The organism is Acinetobacter tianfuensis (assembly GCF_003611465.1).
GTDB classification, from domain to species: Bacteria; Pseudomonadota; Gammaproteobacteria; order Pseudomonadales; family Moraxellaceae; genus Acinetobacter; species Acinetobacter tianfuensis.
In genome coordinates, this window is the sequence record NZ_RAXV01000012.1 from 15,740 (window position 1) to 39,766 (window position 24,027).

22 protein-coding genes are annotated in these 24,027 nt (G+C 37.1%); 2 read left to right on the forward strand and 20 right to left on the reverse strand.

Features of this window, described 5'->3' with window-relative positions; all coding sequences use genetic code 11:
- Positions 1–27: 27 nt before the first annotated feature.
- The 20 genes from D7V32_RS07010 to tviB form a co-directional block, all read right to left on the reverse strand.
- On the reverse strand, positions 28–648 hold the full coding sequence (locus D7V32_RS07010) for a sugar transferase (RefSeq protein ID WP_120402175.1): 621 nt from the start codon (positions 646–648) through the stop codon (positions 28–30).
- A gap of 152 nt (positions 649–800) precedes the next feature.
- Entirely contained in the window at positions 801–1,928 is a 1,128-nt protein-coding gene (locus D7V32_RS07015) for a glycosyltransferase (protein ID WP_120402176.1), read from the reverse strand.
- 8 nt (positions 1,929–1,936) lie between these two features.
- Complete coding sequence (locus D7V32_RS07020; protein ID WP_120402177.1) at positions 1,937–3,559, reverse strand: heparinase II/III family protein; 1,623 nt, start codon at positions 3,557–3,559, stop codon at positions 1,937–1,939.
- A 1-nt stretch (position 3,560) separates the two neighbouring features.
- Positions 3,561–4,613 (reverse strand): glycosyltransferase family protein, encoded by a 1,053-nt coding sequence (locus D7V32_RS07025; RefSeq protein ID WP_120402178.1) that lies wholly within the window; start codon positions 4,611–4,613, stop codon positions 3,561–3,563.
- Positions 4,606–5,814 carry an O-antigen ligase family protein gene (locus D7V32_RS07030; RefSeq protein ID WP_120402179.1) on the reverse strand — a complete coding sequence of 403 codons (1,209 nt, stop codon included), beginning with the start codon at positions 5,812–5,814 and terminating at the stop codon, positions 4,606–4,608. Before D7V32_RS07030 ends, D7V32_RS07025 begins: the two co-directional genes overlap by 8 nt.
- A 4-nt stretch (positions 5,815–5,818) precedes the next feature.
- Positions 5,819–6,997 carry an MATE family efflux transporter gene (locus D7V32_RS07035; RefSeq protein WP_120402180.1) on the reverse strand — a complete coding sequence of 393 codons (1,179 nt, stop codon included), beginning with the start codon at positions 6,995–6,997 and terminating at the stop codon, positions 5,819–5,821.
- On the reverse strand, positions 6,998–8,257 hold the full coding sequence (wecC, locus tag D7V32_RS07040; protein WP_120402181.1) for a UDP-N-acetyl-D-mannosamine dehydrogenase: 1,260 nt from the start codon (positions 8,255–8,257) through the stop codon (positions 6,998–7,000).
- 18 nt (positions 8,258–8,275) lie between these two features.
- Positions 8,276–9,397, reverse strand: coding sequence for a non-hydrolyzing UDP-N-acetylglucosamine 2-epimerase (gene wecB, locus D7V32_RS07045; RefSeq protein ID WP_120402182.1), 1,122 nt, complete (start codon positions 9,395–9,397; stop codon positions 8,276–8,278).
- Between the two features lie 189 nt (positions 9,398–9,586).
- Positions 9,587–11,437, reverse strand: coding sequence for a polysaccharide biosynthesis protein (locus D7V32_RS07050; protein ID WP_120402183.1), 1,851 nt, complete (start codon positions 11,435–11,437; stop codon positions 9,587–9,589).
- Between the two features lie 60 nt (positions 11,438–11,497).
- Positions 11,498–12,667: a DegT/DnrJ/EryC1/StrS family aminotransferase gene (locus tag D7V32_RS07055; RefSeq protein ID WP_120402184.1), complete on the reverse strand. Its 1,170-nt coding sequence runs from the start codon at positions 12,665–12,667 to the stop codon at positions 11,498–11,500.
- A gap of 35 nt (positions 12,668–12,702) precedes the next feature.
- A complete protein-coding gene (locus D7V32_RS07060; RefSeq protein ID WP_120402185.1) occupies positions 12,703–13,359 on the reverse strand; it encodes a NeuD/PglB/VioB family sugar acetyltransferase in 657 nt (218 codons plus the stop codon).
- Positions 13,359–13,961, reverse strand: coding sequence for a sugar transferase (locus D7V32_RS07065; RefSeq protein WP_120402186.1), 603 nt, complete (start codon positions 13,959–13,961; stop codon positions 13,359–13,361). Before D7V32_RS07065 ends, D7V32_RS07060 begins: the two co-directional genes overlap by 1 nt.
- Positions 13,958–15,100, reverse strand: coding sequence for a glycosyltransferase family 4 protein (locus tag D7V32_RS07070; protein ID WP_120402187.1), 1,143 nt, complete (start codon positions 15,098–15,100; stop codon positions 13,958–13,960). Before D7V32_RS07070 ends, D7V32_RS07065 begins: the two co-directional genes overlap by 4 nt.
- Entirely contained in the window at positions 15,097–16,191 is a 1,095-nt protein-coding gene (locus tag D7V32_RS07075; protein ID WP_120402188.1) for a glycosyltransferase, read from the reverse strand. The genes D7V32_RS07070 and D7V32_RS07075 overlap by 4 nt, the downstream gene beginning before the upstream one ends.
- Positions 16,188–17,306: a glycosyltransferase gene (locus D7V32_RS07080; RefSeq protein WP_120402189.1), complete on the reverse strand. Its 1,119-nt coding sequence runs from the start codon at positions 17,304–17,306 to the stop codon at positions 16,188–16,190. Before D7V32_RS07080 ends, D7V32_RS07075 begins: the two co-directional genes overlap by 4 nt.
- A gap of 31 nt (positions 17,307–17,337) precedes the next feature.
- Positions 17,338–17,886, reverse strand: coding sequence for an acyltransferase (locus D7V32_RS07085; protein ID WP_120402190.1), 549 nt, complete (start codon positions 17,884–17,886; stop codon positions 17,338–17,340).
- A 120-nt stretch (positions 17,887–18,006) separates the two neighbouring features.
- A complete protein-coding gene (locus D7V32_RS07090; protein WP_120402191.1) occupies positions 18,007–18,600 on the reverse strand; it encodes an acyltransferase in 594 nt (197 codons plus the stop codon).
- Positions 18,600–19,700, reverse strand: a complete 1,101-nt coding sequence (locus D7V32_RS07095; RefSeq protein ID WP_228200183.1) for a lipopolysaccharide biosynthesis protein — start codon at positions 19,698–19,700, stop codon at positions 18,600–18,602. The genes D7V32_RS07090 and D7V32_RS07095 overlap by 1 nt, the downstream gene beginning before the upstream one ends.
- Positions 19,701–19,782: 82 nt before the next feature.
- Positions 19,783–20,805 carry an NAD-dependent epimerase/dehydratase family protein gene (locus tag D7V32_RS07100; protein ID WP_120402193.1) on the reverse strand — a complete coding sequence of 341 codons (1,023 nt, stop codon included), beginning with the start codon at positions 20,803–20,805 and terminating at the stop codon, positions 19,783–19,785.
- A 13-nt stretch (positions 20,806–20,818) separates the two neighbouring features.
- The gene (tviB, locus tag D7V32_RS07105; RefSeq protein ID WP_120402194.1) at positions 20,819–22,096 is read right to left on the reverse strand and encodes a Vi polysaccharide biosynthesis UDP-N-acetylglucosamine C-6 dehydrogenase TviB; all 1,278 of its coding nucleotides are present in this window, start codon (positions 22,094–22,096) and stop codon (positions 20,819–20,821) included.
- Positions 22,097–22,532: 436 nt separating this feature from the next.
- On the opposite strand from tviB, the gene D7V32_RS07110 reads away from it, so the two are divergent.
- Together D7V32_RS07110 and D7V32_RS07115 are read left to right on the forward strand one after the other, a co-directional pair.
- Positions 22,533–23,588: a polysaccharide biosynthesis/export family protein gene (locus tag D7V32_RS07110; RefSeq protein ID WP_120402227.1), complete on the forward strand. Its 1,056-nt coding sequence runs from the start codon at positions 22,533–22,535 to the stop codon at positions 23,586–23,588.
- Positions 23,588–24,016 (forward strand): low molecular weight protein-tyrosine-phosphatase, encoded by a 429-nt coding sequence (locus tag D7V32_RS07115; RefSeq protein WP_120402195.1) that lies wholly within the window; start codon positions 23,588–23,590, stop codon positions 24,014–24,016. The genes D7V32_RS07110 and D7V32_RS07115 overlap by 1 nt, the downstream gene beginning before the upstream one ends.
- The last annotated feature ends 11 nt before the right edge of the window (positions 24,017–24,027 follow it).

The following is a 24,027-nucleotide window of genomic DNA, read 5'->3' on the forward strand; positions in this document are numbered from 1 at the left end:
GTAATAGTATTACCAAGAATATCAATATTAAGATTTTAATTCATCTTTATTCTTTGCAGTATCATTACCTTGAAATAATGATGGACCTACATGACCTGGGGCATTAATCCCTTCTTTTTTAGTCATTACAGCAACAGTTTTAAACATAATTTTAAAATCTACCGCAAGACTTTGATTATCAACATACCAAACATCACATTTAAATCGTTCTTCATAATCAAGTTCATTACGGCCACTAATTTGTGCAAGGCCAGTCATACCAGGGCGAACTTCTAAACGACGTGCTTGTTCCGGTGAGTACAATTCAACAAACTCTTTCAGCATAGGTCGTGGACCAACCACACTCATATCACCTTTTAGCACATTAATAAGCTGTGGCATTTCATCTAAGCTGGTCGAACGCAATTTCTGTCCAAAGGGCGTGATCCGCATTTCATCCGGCAAAGGATTACCTTTGCTGTCAACAGCATCTTTCATGGAACGAAACTTCATCATTTTAAAAAGCTTCCCATCTTTCCCTGGACGCTCTTGATAGAAAAAAATTGGAGATCCTAAATTTTTTCTTACTTTATATGCTACTAAAATAAATATCGGGGAAAGAATGATTAATGCTGTTAGAGCAATTAATATATCTACTAAACGTTTCATAATTCCACATTTAACCTTTTAAAACAACATCATACTTAGGATTAATTCAAAAATTAATAATATCGTTCATTCTTAATTTCGTAGAAAAAAATTGTATCATGTTGATGTTGCTAATTAAAAAAAAATCGTCTCAAAATATGTAAGGATAAAATTTATTTAAGCATATTCATTAATTTAGATACTGTTGTATCACGTAAATATTCCACTTTGATTTTAGCTCTATTACTATCGGATAAAGAATTAAATTTATTCTTTTCAATAATCGCTAAAATTTCATTTTTGAGCGCTTCTACATTACATGGATCAATAGCTGAAAAATGCTCAAAGTTTTTTAAAGTTTGAATTGCAACATTCTGGCCGCCATATACAACATATTTACCTGTCGCCAAGTATTCATACAGCTTAGACGGCATAGCGCCAGAAAAATCTGGCGTTAATTGTGCATATAATACGCTGCTTGATTGATAAATTTCTAGAATTTCAGTGAATTGTTTTCTTCCCAATAAATGCAAGTTATTTTGCTGAGGGTCAATAAAACTCTTAACACGCTCCAAATCTGTGCCATCACCAACAATATTAAAAGTTACATTTGGCAATAATTTACTGGTTTCAACGAATGTAGAGAGATCTTGTGCTAAACCAACATTTCCAACATAAGTTACAGTAAATGGAGCACCTTCCTTTTGGCATGAAATTTGGCTCAATTGATTAAATAAATCAAGAGAAACACCATTTGGAACTTTAACCAACTTATGCTCGGGTATAATTTTTTTTACATAATCGAATTCATGATCATTAGTCACACTTACTATATTAAATTTCTTAATATTAATTAAGGCACTTTGTCTAAATATAAGTTTAGCAATACGCTGTACCAATGATTTATCAGATAAGTATTCCCAGCTTAAATCTCTGATATCTAAGACCTTAGTTGATTTAACATTTAAAGATGAACTTAAATGTAATAAGAACATAGATGGAATTGTAATTAAATTCACATCGCATTGCAGCTCATTGGCCTTGTGAATTGCATTTGATGCAATTTTCATTTCCAAAAGTGCTCTTTTCATAAAAGATGAAATTTTGGTATTAATATAAGGTATTTTGTGATGTGAAAAATTTGGATGATCTAATAGTTGATATGAATCATCATCCATAGACACCAAATTAACAACATAACCTCGTTCAATTAAAACATGAATAAAACTTAAGATACGATTTTTTGCAGCATTTTCTGTCTTTAATTGATTAGCACTGACAATACAAACAGTTGAAGTCATAAGTTATCTCAATTTATCAAAATTTCAACATTACAAAATTTATCATCCAAAATACATTTCAAGGTTTTATTAGCAACCTTTTTACCAAACTCAGGATAATAAAATGTATCTATTAAATTCACTTGGCAATTTTCAATATAAATAGAAATTTTTTGATTTTCAGCAAACCAACACTCAATTTCTTTTTCATTTGATATTGCAATATTTACATCTGGATGAAAATGGATGTATGAAATTGCTTGATTAAATTTCCCAACCAATAGATCTTTTATATAAATTTTTTGATTTTCGAATTTAAAATAGCGAGAAACATCAACACCATTCAAAGACTTATAACTTGCTTTAAAATCAATTATTTGTTTTTCTTTCTCATTTAAGAAGTTGATTTTTGGATTAACTCTACGCGCTACCCGAAAACCAGACCAAACCTCACTTGAGTTTTGATTATCAATTACCACAACATTATGTGCTTCAGAACTTCTTTGATACAGTCTTTCATCATCAATACCGTACTTAGATGTACCTGAATTGACAATAAATCGCTTACCAAAACAACTCATTTCAAAACTTAAAGTGTCTGCATGACCATGGCCAGGTTGATAATCTGGACCTAAATTTGCCACATCACAGATTATTTTATAATCACTTCTTTGAACAGATACATAACCTGTTTGATTTAAATACTCATCTTTTGATTTATTAGATACTCCATCACACACATTGAAAGCTTGTGCATAATCAAGTAAATCATCATATTTAGGAGCTATTCCGATTGCAGCATCATTAAAAAAAGAGACTTCAGCATCTGGGTGAGTCATTTTTTCTAACCAGTTCAGCATTTTATTAATTTTAATTTTTAGTTTAGATGAATCTATTAAATCCAAATCTTTATATATATATAAAATTTGATAAATATCTAGTAGGTCTTCCAAAAAAATAGAATGATACATTGGTGTTAATTCATAATTACCACCATCTGAAAGTACTTGCTCATCAATTTCCTTCTTATAAATTTTAAGTCCCAAATCTAACCATTTTTTTGATTCTAATGTTTCAAAAAATAATCCTGCAAAAATCAGCGCTTTTGCATTAGCAAAAAGATGATTTGCTAAAATATGCCATTCAACCGTTTTTGATAAATGCTCTGCTTGTAAAGCTAAACTTTGCAGTTGAACTTCATTCAATGTATTTCCTTGTAATGACCATTTTATCCAATTCACAATTCTTAAAGAATTTGGATAAGGTTCCCAAGCATTGCCTAAAGCATAAGGATTTTCATTTACCCACTTATTAATTAAATCACTATGCCAATCTACACGAGCTTTGTTATTTTCTGCATTTAGATCATCAAAATAATGTAGGTTATACAGCCATAATTTTTCTTGCTTTAAAGAATTCCAATCTTCAGCCGTATTTACTTGAGCAATATGATTTAAAAAAATAAAGGTATTTGGGCTTATCATACTAATTGGCTTATCAACCACATTAATCCAATTCATATCAATATGTTTAAGCTTAATGTTAAAATTAGCTTTATTTGTAGTTGGTTTAAGTAAAATATAATGCAACCGATAATACAGTTGAATAAATTTTAAATATTTAACCGTATTAATTAATTTTAATAATTTCATTTTACATTTCCAACGTTTTAATCCAATCTGAAACAATTTTAGGCCAAGTATAATGGTTCATAACAGATTGTCTTAGCTGTTTCGATTTCTCATAATAACTCTGATAATCATTGGAAACTAATATCATTTTTTTTGATAAATCTTCTGAACTTCCTGATTGATAAAAAACAACACCATCAAGTTTAGATGCTTGATTTTGAATACTGTTCCCGACAATCATTGGAATATTCAATGAGCCATATTCGAACAACTTCATTGGACTTCCAGATTTTGCGATTTGGGTATCTCTAGGATGTAAAATTAATATAGGATTATTAATTGTAGATAATTTTTTTATAAGAATATCATGATTAAACGAACCTAAGAATTCTTTTGAAGAATCATTTTCCCCATTAAAACCAAAAATATAAAACTTATCAAAGTTGTTTTTATTATTTTCAAAAACCTCAAATAACATCTCCCAATCATAATAATCTTGTTTTTTTCCAAAATAAACTAAATTCGGCTTAAAATCAAAATTTATGCTTTCTTCATATTTAAGAAAGGGCTTGGGATTAAATCCATTTGGCATAATATAAATATCTTGAACTGGCAAACAAATTTCATGAATTTCTTTTTTTGAATTCTCAGAAACAACAATAATTTTACTCAATTTTGCTGCTATAATAATAGACAACTTGACCACATTTTTAATCAAATAATTCTTTGAATTTATCCCCGTTATTGTATTAACTTCAAAATAAAAATTTTTATATAGCAATAAAAATGGAAAAAATATATATGGTAGAAAAAAGCGCCAGCGAATGACAATTTTTTCTTTTTTTAAAATTGATTTAATAATTTCAAAAAAACATCGAACATAAAAAAAACTATTGATATTTTTAAATACCAAATTATTATTTTTCTCAATAAATTCTTCTGCTCCACCGTCAGAAATTAAAGTAACTAACTTTTCATTATGAATTAGCCCGTCGACAAAACCTTTTGCATGGCTAACACGCCCGCAAGGACCTTCTTTAAAAAAATTCTTAGTTGTCAAAATATAACTAAACATTACGACTCTTTAAATCCCTAGTTGCAGAAAAATACAATCCAAATGAAATAAACAATAAAATAGCAGTATTTATACTACCACTAAACAAGGACATAATTAAACCATGCATAAAAAACACCAATATCAAATAATCATTATACTTAATTGTAAATTTAGATATATTGTAGAAGAAATAGAAAATAAAAAATAAAAACAAACAGAATAAAACAAAACCTTGCCCCATAAAAATTTCTAAAACACTATTATGTGGGTATACTCCTTCAGTCAAAAAATGGCCACCAAGAATTGGGCTCATTTCTATATACTCAAATGCTTGATTCCATTGTCCAAGTCGCAATGTCACAGATGTATCATTAGCCTCATATGATTGTCCAATTCCTAAAAATCTATCAAAAACAGCACTGCCCATTTTATTTGAAAATATAATCATACCTATTAATGAAAATGGTAATATGGAAATAATTTTTACTTTTGATTTTACATTTTTCACTAAAATAAAATAAAATAAAATTGAAAAAAATAGTGTTAATAATGAACCACGTGATGCTCCAAGACTAAAAGGTACGAAACTTAAAATTAGTGTTGGTAGTAAAACTAATAGCTCTTTTCCCTCTCTTAAGTTAATAATTTTACAAAAGCAAATTACTATTGTTAATGATGAAGCATATGATAGTGCTAAAGGACTTAAAAAACCCTGATCACTTTCATACTGTAAAAAACTTATTCTAGCAATACCACTTACTAACAAGTCTTTATATAAAAATATAGATGAAATACTTAAAGCCAAACCTGAAAGAATTGTTGTTTTTATTAATAAATCTCTAATTTCACTATAATTCATATAAGAAAAAAATAAAAATGGGACTATACAATATATAATTAAATACATTATATAATCTATCTTTAGATCACTTTCCTCTAATTGACCATAATAATCAACTAAATATGTTGCAAGAATATAGAGTAAAAAAATTAAAATAAAATAAAATAAAATATTTAATTTTATTTTAATTTTTTTAACAATTAAAACCACCATAAACAATGATGCAATAACCCTAACTGGAACACTATACCATCTTGTAAAGTCATATCCGAAAAAGCTAATCACAAAACCTAGAATTGCATAAAATCCACTAAAAATAAAAAAACAAATAAAATATTTAAAAAATAAACTATATTTAAATCTATCAATCATAAACATTTATTTATCTTCCATAGTTAAATCTTAAAAACATCTTAAATGAAAAAAATCCCAAAAATCTTACAAAAACATAACAAATTATAGCCCCCCAAACACCATAAAAATAAATCAATATAAAATTAAGCAAAATAGAAATCATTAATTGAAAAATTAGCATATTATCTATGAATTTATTTTTAAACTTAATTAATTTCAATCTATCAATATTAGCTAAAAAACCAAATAAGACCCCAACACCTAAAACAGCCACATAATATGGCAATTCTTTATAATCCTTACTAAAGTAATAATTTGAAATAAAGTAAACCAATATGACAGTTAACACCAAAACACCGAACATCATTAATGATACTTTTTTAACCATTTTCTCCAATTTAAGCATTCCATCTTTTGACTCATCTTGTATGTAAGGTAAAACAATACTGGCCAAAGTATTTCCTAAAATTGAAATTATTAATATAAAATTAAATGCAGCCCAATAATTTGCTAAATCAGATTTTGAAAAACCGATTGCACTATACATTGTTAAAATCCAAACTTCAGCCCTTACCATTAAAAGCATACAAACTTCATGTATTAGAAAGCTTCTTGCACCATTAAATATTTGTATATTTTCTTTGAATTTAAAAACATCTAAAGAAATCTTGTCTTTTAAAAAATATAAATAGTAAATAGAAAAAATACATGCAGAAAATTTAAAAATATTCTCTACAATAATTTCTCTTCCTTCTATATAGATAACAAATAGCAAGGATAAAAAAAATACAACAGTTCTTAATGGCATTAGAATTGCATACTTTCTAAATTGCTTTTTAGCCTGATATCTAACCAAGTTAAAATCAAACATGGAACCAAAAATTCCAGTTACAATCGCATAAAAATATAAATTACTTATTAAATTAAAAAAACATAAAAAAGATATAAAAAAAATGAATATTAAATAATATATTTTAATATAATAATTTTTTTTCTCTATATCGCTATTTCCATTTTCAAACACTAAAAAATTATTTATACCCAAATTTGGTATTAAACAAAATGCCGTATAAATAGTAAATGCTGATGAATAATTTGCAAAATCATCAACACTTAAATTTTTTATACATAATAAAACTGTAAAAAAGGAAAGGAGAGCCGAAACCCCCCTCCAAAAAACCACTTTAAATAATATATTTAAATTCATTTAAATATATATTCCTTTCGTGTCAATTATATTTTTAAGATCAGTTATAGCAGAATTCTTAAACTCTTTATGATCAACTAAAATTAAATGAATATCCGCATCATTACGCTGATTAAAATCAATTAATCTAACATTACTTGGTAGACTTGCAGGAAGCTCATGAATATTTGGTTCAATTGCAAAAATATTTAGACCTTGTTCAGCCAGTTTCTTGGTAATTTCTAAAGCTGGACTTTCACGTAAGTCATCAATATCTGGTTTAAACGCTAAACCATAACAAGCGACTGTTACATCCTTAATTGTTTTTTCAGGGTTCGCTTGCAAAAACTCAGCAATTTTAATTTTAACTTGATCAATGACCCATTCAGGCTTCGCATCGTTTACTTCACGTGCAGTACGGATTAAACGTGCTTGCTCTGGTGTTTTAGCCACAATAAACCAAGGATCAACAGCAATACAGTGACCGCCCACACCAGGGCCAGGTTGTAAGATATTGACACGCGGATGACGGTTTGCTAGTGCAATTAGCTCCCAAACATTAATGTCTAATTTATCGCAAATTACAGACAGCTCATTTGCAAAAGCAATATTGACATCACGGAAAGAGTTTTCCGTAAGTTTACACATTTCAGCTGTACGGGCATTGGTTTCAATACAGCCACCTTGTACAAATACTTTATACAAATCACTCGCAGCTGTTGAACATGGCTGTGTCATTCCGCCAATAATACGGTCATTACTAATAAGTTCTAATAATACTTTACCGGGTAAAACACGTTCAGGACAGTGTGCAACACGAATATCAGAATTTTCGCCTGCTTGCTGTGGGAAAGTTAAATCAGGACGTGCTTCACTTAACCATGCAGACATTTGCTCAGTTGCGCCAACAGGTGAAGTAGACTCTAAAATGACCAAATTGCCTTTAGCCAAATAAGGTGCAAGTGCTTTTGCTGCTGCTTCAATATATTTTAAATCAGGTTCATGATCATCTTTAAATGGCGTAGGCACAGCAACAATATAAGCATCTGCTTCTGTTGGTGTTGTTTGTGCAGACAACATGCCTTTTTCTACAACGTCTTTAACCAATGCATCTAGATCAGGTTCTACAATATGTACTTTACCTTGGTTAATCATGTCTACTGCGTGCTGATTCACATCAACACCTGTAACTTTTACCCCATGCGCAGCAAAAGTTGCTGCTGTTGGTAGGCCAATGTAACCTAGCCCAATGACACAAATATGTTTAAATTGACTGTTCATCTTCATTTTAACGCTTACTCAGTTATTTTTTAAAAAATCAATAATTTGTTGACATGCTGTGCCGTCCCCATAAGGGTTATGCGATTCTGCCATTTGCTTGTATAGCGCTTCATTTTCAATTAAGTCAGCCACAGACTGCTCTATAACAGTAACATCGGTACCTACTAATTTTACCGTGCCAGCATCTACAGCTTCTGGGCGTTCAGTCGTATCACGCATTACAAGTACAGGCTTACCTAAAGAAGGTGCTTCCTCTTGAATACCGCCAGAATCCGTCAAAATAAGATAACTACGATTCATTAAATAAACAAAAGGCAAATAATCTTGGGGGTCAATTAAATGAATATTTGAAATACCCGACAATAATTCATTTACTGGTTTTTGCACATTTGGATTTAAATGCACAGGATAAACCACTTGGACATCTGGATACTTCTGCGCAATATTAGCCAAAGCTTGGCAAATATTCAGAAAACCTTGACCAAAGTTTTCACGGCGATGGCCTGTCACTAAAATTAATTTTTTAGTCGCATCTAAAAAGTCGAATTGTGCGTTAAATGTTGCAATAATTGAATCGTCAGTTTCTACTTTTTCTTTTACTTTAAGTAAAGCATCAATCACTGTATTACCCGTAATTGTAATATTGTCAGGATTAATGTTTTCTTTAATTAAATTATTATAAGAAGACTGAGTAGGTGCAAAATGGTAGTTTGCTAGAGCACCCGTTAACTTACGGTTCGCTTCTTCTGGCCAAGGAGAATAAATATCGCCCGTACGAAGTCCCGCTTCTACATGACCAATTTTAACTTTATGGTAATAAGCTGCAAGTGATGCTGCAAAAGTCGTTGCTGTATCCCCATGCACCAACACAACATCAGGCAACCATTCTGTAAATACTGTTTCTAAACCTTTTAAAACCCCAGAAGTTACATCAGATAAAGTCTGCCCAGGCTTCATTAAATTTAAATCAAAATCTGGTTTCAAATTAAATAGTTCAAGAACTTGATCCAACATTTGACGATGCTGACCAGTCACACAGACTTTGGTTTCAAAATTTGATTGTTGTTGTAATTGAATTGCTAAAGGAGCCATTTTAATCGCTTCTGGTCGTGTACCAAATACCAGTAGAACTTTTTTCACGTCTATTCCCTATATAAATTATATAAAATAAATAATTTCGCATTCTAACAAGATTATGCATTTTATTAAACATATTATTTATTAAACAACTACACACATAATTAAATGATATTTCTTAAACAAAAAATATTTTAATTCTATTAAAAATAAATAACATAGGGTAATAATATAGCTTATAAAGCCAACGCATTACCCATGCTTAAAACCTGAAACATAATCTAACAAAATAGAATTCAATTGCGAATAATCATTTTCATCAATACATAGCTCCACCATTTTTTTATATATGGCTTGAATTTCTAAAATTGAATAAAAAAATTCATACGATTTCATAATACGTTGATGGTCCGTCAAATCTACATTTTCTGCATCAATTAATAACTCTTCATACAGTTTTTCACCTGGTCTTAGCCCAGTAAATTCCATCTTAATATCCCCAAGCCCTTTTTCATCTACAGGCTTAAAACCACTCAAGCGAATCATTTGTTTGGCTAAGTCTACAATTTTAACGGGTTCGCCCATATCTAATAAAAACACATCACCGCCAGTACCCATCGCCCCTGCTTGAATCACCAGCTGCGCCGCTTCAGGAATGGTCATAAAGTAACGTGTTACTTCAGGATGCGTCACCGTCACAGGTCCGCCTTGCGCAATTTGTTTTTTAAATAAAGGCACGACAGAACCTGACGAACCCAGCACATTACCAAAACGCACAATACTGATTTGGGTGTTTGGATTTGTCGATGCCAAGCCCTGACAATACAGCTCTGCCATGCGTTTAGACGCGCCCATCACATTGGTTGGACGCACGGCTTTATCAGTTGAAATTAAAACAAAAGTTTCTACATTTTGATTCACCGCTGCATCGACACTTCGCTGAGTACCAATAGATGTGTTGTAAATTCCCTCAAACGGATTCGCTTCAACCAAAGGTACATGTTTATACGCTGCCGCGTGATACACCGTTTGTACCGCATATTGTTGCAATATACGCTCTAGTTTTGACTGATTGGTGACAGAACCTAAAACTGGAATAATTTGTATATCAGATGCCTGCAATTCGCGATCGATTGAATACAAAGCAAATTCAGACATTTCAAACAGCACCAGCAATTTCGGCTGATGCTTCACAATCTGACGGCATAACTCCGAGCCAATCGACCCCCCTGCCCCTGTCACCATGACCACTTTATTTTTAATGTTTTTTTCTAACAGTTCAGGCTTCGGCGGTACAGGATCGCGCCCAAGCAAATCAATAATATCCACCTCACGAATATCAGAGACTTGCACTTGACCATCGACCAACTGGGTTACACCCGGCAGTTCCATAATTTTGACATCTGCCGAATCAAAAGATTCAATAATCTCTTTTTTCCGCGCACGTCCAACCGAAGGCATGGCAAGCAAGACTTCTTCAATACCAAATTTACCCAATTTGGTTTGCGCTTTTTTGGGTGAATAAATCTTTAAACCGCTTAAAGATTGACTACGTAATGATTTTTTATCATCAATAAAACAAACAGGTAAATAATCATCTGAACGATTTAACGCAGCAGCAATTTGCTGACCTGCCAGTCCTGCACCATAAATCGCTACACGCTTACGGGTCTGTTTTTTGGCGAAGGTTTTCAGCGTAGCATAGCGGATGACCGCACGGCTCCACCACATGTATGAAAACAGCATAAAGCCATACATCAGTGGAATACTCATAGGAATAAAAGCGACATTCAGTTTTTTAATCGTATACAAGGCCACGATTTGAATAAATGTCCCAATTAATATCCGTAACAAATAGTCTTCATTAAAAGAACGCACAATCGCACGGTAAATCCCAAGTAAAGCAAAAATAGCAATGCCAAAAATACCGACATAGATATACCAAGCGTCTAAGCCTTGCATGACCTGTACATTCGGACGCGCCAAACGAATGGCATAAGCTAGCCACATCATCAACGGTAAAACACAGATATCCATCAGCACCAAAACAATTTGCTTTTGGCGACGCGGTAGTGATGCTATAGATCGGATAATGTCTTTCACAACGTGCTCGAATCAGGTCAAAGGAATATTCGCGCCTAATATTATACGCGCTTTTCAGGTTTAGATTTTTGCGATGACTTGTGTAATGGCATCCACTGTTTTTTGCATGCTGGCATCCGACAATGTTGGATGTACCAAGAACATCAAACTGCTTTCACCAAGTTGTTTTGCATTTGGCAATGAATGTTTTGGACGCCATGCTGTGCCATCAAACGCTTTTTCTAAATACACTTCTGAACATGAACCGCTAAAGCATGGAACTGCTTGAGATGAAATTTCCGCCATGATGCGGTCACGTGACCAATCTTCAGGTAAAGTCTCGACATTGACTTGCACATAACATTTATAAGCGGCATGTACATAGTCGCTAGAGGGTTTCGCTACCGTAAAATAGGGGCTATTTTCAAATACGGCTTGGATGCGCGCCATATTTGCATTACGTTTTGCCGTCCATTCAGACATCTCGATAAGTTGCAAACGACCAATCACCGCTTGCATTTCCATCATGCGCCAGTTGGTGCCAAATGAGTCATGCAACCAACGGAAGCCCGGTGGATGCTGTGTGTTATACACGCTATCAAAGTTTTTGCCGTGATCTTTATAGGACCACATTATTTTCCAAAGATTTTCATCATTGGTGGTGACCATACCACCTTCACCGCCTGTGGTCATAATCTTGTCTTGGCAGAATGACCAAGCCCCAATATGACCAATTGAACCTGCCGATTTACCTTTGTACATCGCACCATGTGCTTGAGCACAATCTTCAATCACGAAGATGCCTTTTTCCTCAGCCAATTGCATGATCGGATCCATATCACACATCCACCCTGCCAAATGCACACAGATAATGGCTTTGGTATTGGGTGTTAAAACCGCTTCAATGGTACGGCGTGAGATATTTTGTGAATCCAGTTCAACATCGGCAAAAATCGGATTGGCACCTGCAGTGACAATCGAACTTGCTGAAGCCAAGAAAGTACGTGAAGTGACAATCACGTCATCACCTGCACCAATACCCAAGGCTTTTAAGGCCAGATCCAACGCCACTGTACCATTGGCAACGGCAACGGCATGTTTGGTTCCTGCAAACTGTGCAAATTCCTTTTCAAATTCGCGGCATTCCTGACCTGTCCAATAATTGACTTTATTAGATAAAAGGACTTTTGACACCGCATCGGCTTCTGCTTGAGTAAAGCTTGGCCAAGGCTCAAATGCACTGTTTAACATGGAATTTTCCCAGTCTAAAAATCGAGTTTAAAAATCTATTTTTGCGTCATAATTCGGGCAGGATTGCCCACCACGGTGGCACCCGCAGGTACACTTTTGGTCACCACGGCACCCATACCGACTATAGCGCCTGTACCGATCACCAAAGGCTGATCCGGTGTGCCCTGCTTAATCATCGCACCCGCGCCAATATAGGCATGCGCGTGTATATGAATATTGCCGTTGCATTTTACGCCTGGTGCGAAAGTAACGAAATCCCCAACCACACAATCATGCTCGACATAACTGTATAAATTGGCATGAAAACACTTGCCGATTTTGACATTGGAGCCAATGCTGACAAAAGGACTCAAAGCAGAACCTTCATCGAGTTCTATCTGATCCATTAAAACCACATGGTCCGCAGTGATCGACCAAAGCTGAATGCCATCCGCTTCTAAACGCTGAGCGATTTTTTCACGCACACGACTATTGGCAATCGCGATTTGCACACATTTTTCAGAAACAGTTTCATTTAAAAAAGCTTGGTAATTCATGGCACGATGACCATTGACTGAAGCAATATCTGTCAAAGCATCATCGATAAAGATAATTTCAGATGCATCACCTTGACGTGCCAATTGCTGACGCGCGACAGGCATCAGGCTACGCCCACAACCTGAAGCCCCATAAATCGCATAGAGTGTTGTCATTATTTTTGTTCCGGTGTGCCGGTAAATTTTGTCATAGTGGCTTCGCCTTCGGCACTAATATCATCCTTGGCAATCACTTTTTTCACGGTTTTTAGCATGATTTTAAAATCGAGCCATAAAGACTGATTTTCCACATACCAAGTATCGAGTTCAAACTTTTTTTCCCATGAAATGGCATTGCGACCATTCACTTGAGCATGACCTGTAATGCCCGGACGCACGTTATGACGCTTGGCCTGCTCACAATTATAGAGCGGTAAATATTCCATCAATAATGGTCGTGGTCCGACAATACTCATATCGCCTTTAATCACATTCCACAGTTCAGGCATTTCATCCAAACTGGTGGCACGGAGCATTTTTCCAAATGGCGTCAAACGCTCACTATCAGGCAATGGATTGCCCTGCGCATCGAGCGCATCTTTCATGGTGCGAAACTTCACCATTTCAAAGGGCTTGCCATGCAGACCCGGACGCACCTGACGGAATAAAACAGGCGAACCTAAATTCTTTTTTACCTTATGCGCCACAATAAAATACACAGGCGACAGCAGAATTAAAGCGGTCGATGCAATCGCAATATCTAAAATACGTTTAATCATCGCAATATTCCCATTTCAGCCATCATGTGTGCATTGACCTGATGTACATCGTATTTATTCAGCGCGATTTCACGTGAACGCTGTCCCATATATTCAATTAATCTTGGATCTTCAATAAAGTACTGCATACTTTGCACCAAATCATCGACTGATTTCACCCCGACCAAATAACCATTTTGCCCATGTTGAACAGTTTCACGGCAACCCGGTGCATCCGTCGTAATGATGGCACGCCCCATAGCCATAGCTTCCAACACCGTACGCGGAGTCCCCTCCCGATATGACGGCAATACATACACAGAACTCTCTGCAATAGCAGGCCTTACATCAGTTAATTTACCCCAGTATTTTATAGACTTCTGGTTAATCCATATATTTAATTCCTGCTGAGAAATTGCAGATGGATTATCATCAATCCAACCGACCAAATGAAACTCAGCTTCGGGATATTTCATTTTAATCATGCGTGCTGCTTCAGCATATTCACGTACACCTTTATCCCCCAATAAGCGTGCAATCAACAAAAAAGACACCTTAATTTGACCTTGCTCATTTTTAGGCAAAGGCATCACATCAAAATCTTGCACATTGACACCTGAACCATTCACCATCACGGTTGGTTTTTCGGCATCCAACAGATGCATATCCTGAAACAGTTTTAAATCATCTGGATTTTGGAAAAAGACTTTTTCCGCATGTTTCAAGGCTTGGGCATAGAGGCCATGCACCATTTTTTGAAACAGGCTGCGTTTGCCCGATTCCACATTTTGAAAGGCGTAACCAAGTCCAGTAATTAAAGCAAAACGATGCGGGACTTTAGCGAGCCATGCTGCCAGTGTGCCGTAAATGACCGGTTTAATGGTATAGGACAACACATAAGTTGGTTGAATCTGACGGATCTGCTGATAAATATTTTTCAGCAATTTTAAATCTGAAATAGGGTTGGTCCCTGTACGCTGCATGGGAATTTCATGTATGGTGTAACCTAGTGACTGCAACTGATGATATTCATCAGGGAACGTAATCAGCTCAGGCGCCATGATATGAATTTCAAAACCACGAGCTTGAATAGCTTCCAATAGCTTACCGCGGAAATTCAGTGCAGAGGGCAAATAACTGCAAATCATTAAAAACTTCATGCCTGTTGGCTCCACACCTGCATATATTGACCGCTGACGGTTTCAATACTGAAATTCTGTTCAACACGTTCACGGGTTGCTTGTTTTAAAGCGCGTTTTTCTGCTTCTGTTTTTTGTGCATAAGCCAAAACTGCATCCGCCAAAGCCTGTGCATTACGCGGCGGTACAATCACACCTAGGTCTTGCACAATGTATTTGGCATCGCCAACATCGGTGCTGATACACGGCAACCCCGATGCCATCGCTTCCACCAAGACATTTGGAAAACCTTCAGTAATTGAGGTCATGAGAAATGCATCAATCGATTGATAAAAAGCTGGCATATCTGAGATTTGACCCAGTAAATGGACTTTTTCAGCATCTAATTGATACTGATCAAATAGAGCTTTTACTTCCGCGTTATCTAAACTCGCCCCATTGCCGGCAATTTTAAACACGATATTTTGATCTTTCAGCAAACCCATTGTTTCAAACAAATAGGGATAACCTTTGGCTGTGTGATAACGCCCTGCAAAACCTATGGTGATCGGTACATGCAATTCAGAATTCACCTGAAATTGATCTAAAAATACGCCATTGGCAATCACTTGGCTATTTGGATTATCAAAGCCAAAAGCCTGATGCTGTTCTAATGAGGAGTGCGCACAATAAATAATATGACTTGGCTGTTTCGATAGAATTTTACTTAAGCCCAAAGCAATTTTGGTGCTGATGGATTCATCTTTCGGTGAAGCAAGCGAGTGATGAATGCCCCACACGACTTTTGGTTTTTTTGCTAAGCCAATGACACTCAAACTGGTTAAGGCATTGGCATGATACATCCAACATTGCACGGTTTGAGGTTGTAACTGTTTCAGCAATTTACGTAATTTTTGAATGGTACTCAGGGTATTGATGCCATTCCAACCTAAAGCATAATGTGACTGACAACGATCGAGCGTGCTTTGATAGATGCTCGATGTTTTCATCAAACTGATGATCACGTGTTGGTATTGATTTTCAGTATATTGAATCAGGCGTGCCAGCATCATTTCTGCACCGCCCACACCTGCAAAGTTGGTGATCACATGCACCATCAACGGTTTGCTCATGTTGCAGACTCCATCATGTTTAAGTACTGCTTCAATACCGTTGCTTTGTGGAATTGCTGAATATGGGCTTCAAAATCAGCCTCTGCATAATGTATATAATCGGCAAAAATTGCCTGTTGCATGGCTTGCGTCAAGCCAGCCTGATCATTGCATTCGACCAATAAGCCAAATTTTGCATGGTCCAAAATTTCCATTGGTCCACTTGGACAATTGGTACTGACTACCTTTACTTTGGAAGCCAGTGCCTGAATCAGCACCCCCGGTAGACCTTCCCAATTTGAGCTTAAAACAAATAGGGATGCATATTTAAAATAAGCATACGGGTTTGCATCAAAGCCCGGTAAATCTACGACATCTTTTAAGCCTAAGTCCGATACCAAAGCTTCAAATTCAGTACGCAGTTCACCCTCACCTAAAATAATCAGACGGGTTTCAGAATGCTGATCGTGTAAAGCTTTAAATGAACGAATTAGAAAACCAAAGTTTTTTGCTTCAGTCAGACGCCCTACTGCCAAAATCACTTTATTGTGACCATCAAAAAAGCGATGCGTGACAGGCACTTTCAGTTTTTCAAAATAAGCATCATCCAGCACAGGGTTATAAATGGTGCTCAGATTATTTTTTTTATAGCTGTAGTATTCACGAAAATCAGTTTCTACACCTTTAGAGACACAAACCACTTGCTGTGCCATGGGATAAGTCCAATTCACCAAAGTTTTTAAAACAAATTTAGCGAGACCCTGTAATTTCAAATTCTTAGACGGCGTCGATACTTCACGGAAAATTAATGCGGTTTGAACGCCTGCCAGCTTTTTGGCAATGCCCGCCACAATATTGGTGTGGGTTTGCGTTGCCACCAAGCAATCATACTGCTCAGCTTTCAGCTTCATTTTTAAGGGCGTAATGCTATTCATCACCCGACCGCAATTAAAATTCACCAATTGAATTTTCGGACTGACTTCAGGCAACAGCTTAGCTTTATCACCTGTGACATCACACACACCCAAATGAATATTCAGACCTTGTTCAGCAAAGCTGTTGGCGAGTTGAATGACTGTACGTTCTGCACCGCCACCGCCCAAGCTTGGCAAAAAGAACATGACTTTATTCAACATAATCAGACCTAAATTTTAAAATGGGAGAATATTAATGCGGTGATTTTGAAGCTTGGATCGCCATGGCACGCTCAACCCGCTCACGATAATCCGTGATGCCGGCAAGCTCACTGTCACTGGCACAGGTACTTTGAATTTTGGCTTGATAGTCAACAAAACTGGATACCACTTTGGCAGGTACGCCAATCGCCACGCTATGATCAGGAATATCTTTGGTCACCACCGAGCCTGCACCAATCACCACATTTGAGCCAATGCTCACACCGGGCATTACGATTGTATTGACCCCAATAAATACATGCGAACCGACTTGAATCGGGGCAAAGCGTTGGTAGCGTTTACCTTGCTCATCTTTGATTAAACAAGTACTGCCATCATGGGTAATAAATTTCACCCCTGAGGTCACGGTCACATGATCACCAATGCTGACCAAAAATGGTTCTGAGCCCCAACTTTTAATATAAATTCGGCAGTTTTCCCCGACTGTCACACCTTTTTTACGTGCATAAGCCACACTGCCCTTTGCCATAAAATAAGCCAAATCAAACAGCTGTCGAAAAGCAGAAACCATAAATGACATACACAGTACCTGAATGGAGCGAGGCAACTTAAAAGGAGGAAAATAAGCCTGCTATTTTACGCTGAAAATCCACTTTACGATATGGAAACCGCAGTCACGATGCAGGATGAAAAAATAAGATCACAGCGATTTGATTTTTCTAGCAGGACTGCCGACATACACCCCAGATTCGTCCAAAGGTTTCGACACAAGGCTACACGCGCCAATCACCGAATCACTTGGAATTTTCACACCATCAAGGACCGTCACCCGTGCACCCAACCAAATATTTTCGCCTAAACTCACCCCTTGTTTAGTAATCGCATCTTTCACCAACACATCAGGTTCACCAAATTTATGATTACTGGCAATGATGATACTTTGCGTGCCAATACGGGTGTTATCGCCAATGCTCACACCGCCACAGCCATTGATAAATGACTTCGAGTTAATACTGACATCTTTGCCAATCGACACCTTGCCACCAAAGCATTTGATGTAACAACTTTCACCAATAAAACTGTTATCCGCGATTTCTAAAATTGCGCCTTGTTCGACGATTAAACTGACATGATCGCCTATATAAACATTCTGCCCAATCTTGACCTGACCACTAATATCAACCGTACAGGCTTTACCGAAATAACGAAATTTCGTGCCAAAAGCCAGATTATAAAATTGCTGACGGCATTGTGCAGTGAACCAAGTGATCAGTTTTAACAGTTTAAAAAACATCAGCTTTTGTTTCTCCACACCACATATAAAATGGCAAAGTTATAAATGATCAGTGCCACAGGCACCGCCAAGAGCATATAAATTTTATCGACACATAAAACATATAAACCTGCAAATAAAGCGAACTTAATGATGAGTTCTACGATTTGCAGTTTAAATAAGACTTGGCTATTGCGCTTGGCAATTAAATAAGCCGAACTTGGCGGATTACAAAAAACCGCCCAATACCCCAATGCCAAAATTTGGAAATAGGTCGAGATCCCGACCCATTCAGAACCAAAAATCCATAAATATAAAGATTCAGGCAAGATAAAGAAAATTGCAAAAAGAGGCAGTGACACCAAGCTTAAAAGTACACTTGCCTTTAAGGCATCTTTATTTGAATCCGTGCTCTTAAATTTACGGATAAAAAACTGACGTAGGGTTTGTGAAATCAGATTGATCGGCACACGCAAAGTCCGCTCAACAATGGCATAGAAGCCCATTGCCTGCACACCCACAAAATGCGACACCACATAATACGGTAAATTATGTGAAAAACTGTTCAGCAAGGCATGCGGGGTATTGGCATAGATAAAATCTTGGTAATGTTTAAACGCCTGCCAACTGACTTGATAGAGCTGATACTTCATTAAATAAATCAGCACTGCCACAATCATCAGGATCGAGCTGACATTGTAGCTATTCACCAAACTGATCTGCATGAACAGTGGCAAACTCAATTGCACCGCAACCACAATTGCACTTCTAAAAATATTTAGACCAGCACAAAAATATTCTTTATGCGCAGCAAATTGATAGTTATAGACGCTTTGAAGCAAAGTATTGGCGAGTACACCTGTGGCCACAGCAAACGCCATTTCAACCTTTAAAACTAAGCTGATGACAAGACCACTAATAAAAGCAATGACTGTCGAAAAGACGGCCCCTTCAAAAATCAGACTTTTTTTATCTTGTTCCTCAGCGACCAACAGCGCTTGATCGAGACGTAAATTGGCTACTGTTGAAAGTACACTGACGATGGCTAAGGCGATACCGTAAGCCCCAAAGTCAGCAACAGAATATAGGCGTGTTAAAACAGGAAGTGCGATAAATGTCATTATCGCACCTGCCAGTAAACTGAGTGTAATCAATCCAATGGACTGATACTTTGCGAGGAGTTTCGCAATCATCGGTTCAAGATCATTTTAAGTGATTGACGTACCAACGCATCGCCAATTGAATGCCTTCGGCAATTTTAAACTGCGGTGCATAACCTAAACCTTGCTCAATTTTGACAATACTGGCTTGTGAATGACGGACATCACCTGCACGGAATTCGCGGTACACAGGATCACGCTCAAAGTTCACCGCATTTTCAGCAAGTGCCACTTGAATGGCGCGATATAAATCATTCAAAGTCGTACGGTCACCCACTGCTACGTTATACACCTGATTTTTCGCTTCATCCGATGCTGTCGCTGCCAGAATATTGGCTTGTACAGTATTATCAATAAAACAGAAATCACGGCTGGTTTCACCATCACCATTGATAAAGACATCTTCACCAGCAATCATCGAGGCTGTCCACTTCGGAATCACCGCAGCATAAGCACCGTTTGGATCTTGGCGCTGACCAAACACGTTAAAATAACGTAAACCAATCGTTTTAAAGCCATACGTTTTTGCAAATACATCTGCGTATAATTCATTGACATACTTTGTCACTGCATATGGAGATAATGGCTTACCGATGTTTTCTTCTACTTTTGGCAATGCTGGATGATCACCATAGGTTGAACTGCTGGCTGCATAAGTAAAACTTGAAACACCTTCATCGCGTGCAGCGACCATCATGTTCAAAAATCCAGTGATATTTGCACTATTTGTTAAAATAGGATCGGCAATCGAACGCGGTACAGAACCTAAAGCGGCTTCATGCAAGACATAATCCACACCTGCACAGGCTTTTTGGCAGTCGGCAAATTGGCGAATATCTCCTTCAATAAAACTGAATTTCGCCCATTGTTCAGCCGTCACTAAGCTTTGCACTTCATCCAAATTATGCTGATGACCTGTTGCGAAATTGTCTAAGCCCACAACTTTTTGATTCAGCTTCAGCAAAGTTTCAAGAAGATTAGAACCAATAAAGCCCGCAACACCTGTTACCAACCATGTTTTAGGTGCGGCTTTAAGGTTTTCACATACCTGTTGATATTGATTCATTTTGGTATGCCCCTTACAAACGTAGATCAGATTCGGCTTGAGATAACACGTATTTCAAGTCATACAGTACATGATCAGCTTTACCTAACGCACGGATCGCCTCTACGCCCATGTCTTTAAACTGGTGATGGGCAACAGCCAAAATTACAGCATCATACTTGCCATTTTCCAGCGCCTGCACAGGGCTAATACCGTACTCATGTTCCGCCTCAGCTCCATCCACCCAAGGGTCATAAACATCTGCATCAATATGATATTCTTGCAGTTCTTTCACAATATCAATGATGCGGGTATTACGAATATCTGGGCAATTTTCTTTAAAGCTTAAACCTAAAATTAAGACTTTGGCATCTTCTACTTGAATACGTTTTTTCAGCATGGCTTTCACCAGCTGAGTCACCACATAAGCGCCCATCCCATCATTCAGGCGGCGGCCCGCTAAAATAATTTCTGGATTGTAGCCAATCGCTTGCGCTTTATGGGTTAAATAGTACGGGTCAACGCCAATACAGTGACCGCCAACCAAACCCGGACGGAACGGTAAGAAGTTCCACTTAGTACCTGCCGCTTGTAATACCGCTTCGGTATCAATGCCCATTTTATTAAAAATTAAAGCCAATTCATTAATTAAAGCAATATTCACATCGCGCTGCGTGTTTTCAATCACTTTCGCTGCTTCTGCAACCTTAATGCTGGCTGCTTTATGCGTGCCCGCTTCAATAATCAGGTTATAAACTTGATCGACATAATCAGCGACTTCAGGCGTTGAACCAGAGGTAATTTTTAAAATATTGGTGACGCGGTGCAGTTTATCACCCGGATTAATTCGTTCAGGGCTATAGCCTGCATAAAAATCCTGATTGAATATTAAGCCTGAATTTTTCTCTAAAACAGGAATACACACTTCTTCCGTTGCACCCGGATAAACCGTCGATTCGTACACCACGATATCGCCCTTTTTCAGCACTTTTGCAATGCTTTCTGAGGCTTTTACCAGCGGAGTTAAGTCAGGCTGCTTAAATTCATCAATTGGCGTTGGAACGGTAACAATAAAGAAATTGCAGTCTTGCAGCTGCTGTAAATCTGTGGTGTAGCTTAAATGTGCTGCTTGTTTTAATTCTTCAGGTGAAACTTCTAAAGTATGGTCCTGCCCGCTTTGCAGTTCATCAATACGCTTTTGGTGAATATCAAATCCAACCACTGGAACTTTTTTTCCAAACTCAACAGCCAGCGGCAAACCCACATAGCCAAGGCCAATTATTGCTATTTTCAGTTCAGAGCGTTGTAACATATAGAAGCCTATGCTATCGATGTTTTAAGGAGCATCGTTACGAAATTAAGAGCTTTATAATATAGCAGAATTTGCAGTCTATAAACTGAAAATATATAGGGCCAGCAGAATGATACGCCTGAAAACCCATTGATTTACATTTACAAAAACATATTAAAAATGTGCATTAATATTGTTTTATTTTTCAAATAAATCTAATATCAAACTCATTTTAGGCATAATAAAAAGCAAGATCACATAAAACTAAAAATCTTACGAAACAATAAAATCTTATGCTATATTGCCGACGCTGAATGGTATAAGATACTACCGTTTTTAAATAAATATTTTGGGTTCATTAAACCCGCTATTTTGTGTGTGAATTATTTTTATAAATAGGATTTGATTTAGAGTGAACTTCTACCGTTATACTTTAATTGCAGCGCTCACACTAGGAATGACGGGCTGCGCAATCACGTCTGGCCTGCAAACCTATGATTTACCAAATGAAGGTACTTATCAAACGGATTTGGGCACTCAAGTCAATGTGGTGCGGTTAACACAGGAAAACTTGCCTGCTGTTCAGCCAGCTCAATTTAATCAGCAAAGCTTCGCACACTTATTTCATGCACCGCATAAAAATTATAAACTCAGCCCTGGCGATATTCTCTCCATCTATTTATGGGCTTACCCAGAAATCACACCGCCAACAAATACAATCAGTAATGAAGAAGCGGCTAAATCCAATGGCTATCAAATTGATCAGCAAGGCTATATTCAATTTCCTGTGATTGGCCGTTACAAAGCTTCTGGGAAATCACTCAATCAAGTGAACCAAGAATTGCGCAGTCAATTGGCACGCTATTTAAAAACCCCTGATGTTGTTGCCCGTGTACTTTCCTACCAAGGCCAGCGCTTTTCAGTTCAGGGCAATGTAATGAAAGGCGGGCAGTTTTCTCTCAATGATCAGCCTGTCAGCATCTACACTGCTCTTGGCCTTGCTGGAGGCGTAAATACTCAATTCGGCGACAATACCTCGATTACATTGGTGCGTCAGGGACAAACTTATAACCTGAACAGCATTGAACTGGAAAAAGCAGGTTATTCACTGCACAACTTGCTGATTCAGCCGAATGACACGCTCTATGTCAATTCACGTGAAAATCAAAAAGTTTATGTATTGGGCGAATCTGGCCAAAATAAACCTGTTTCTATGCGGGATCAGGGCATGACGCTCAGCGATGTGCTTGGTGAAAGCTTAGGCTTGAATCCGCTTTCTGCCAGCCGCGGTAAAATTTATGTGGTGCGCAGCAGTAAAGACCATCCCATCACGGAAATTTATCATTTAAACTTAGCCAGCATCGGCGATTTTGGCTTAGCCAATCAATTTAAAATGCGCAGCAATGATATTGTCTACATTGATGCTTCTGGCCTAGCGCGCTGGCAACGTGTCGTGAACCAAGTAATTCCGTTTTCTAATGCTTTATACAATTTAGATCGTTTAGGACAATAATGCAGATTCAGCACATATTAGTCGTCTGTGTCGGCAACATTTGCCGCAGCCCGATGGCAGAATATTTTCTAAAAAATGCTTTACCAGCATTAAATATCAGCTCTGCCGGTATTTCCGGTTTGGTTGGCCATCCTGCAGATGATAAAGCTAAATATGCCATGCAGCAGCTCGGCATCAGCATGGATAATCATGTCGCACGCAAACTGAATGCCGATATGATTAAACATGCGGATTTAATTTTAGTGATGAGCCAAAATCAGCAAAAGCATCTTGAGCAGACATGGCCTTTTGCCAAAGGCAAAACTTTCCGCTTAGGACATTGGCAAGGTAAAAATGTCGCCGACCCCTATCAGAAAGACCAAAATACCTTTGATGAATCTTGTGCACTCATTCAGCAATGTGTCACTGATTGGAAACAACATCTTTAATTTTTTGAATG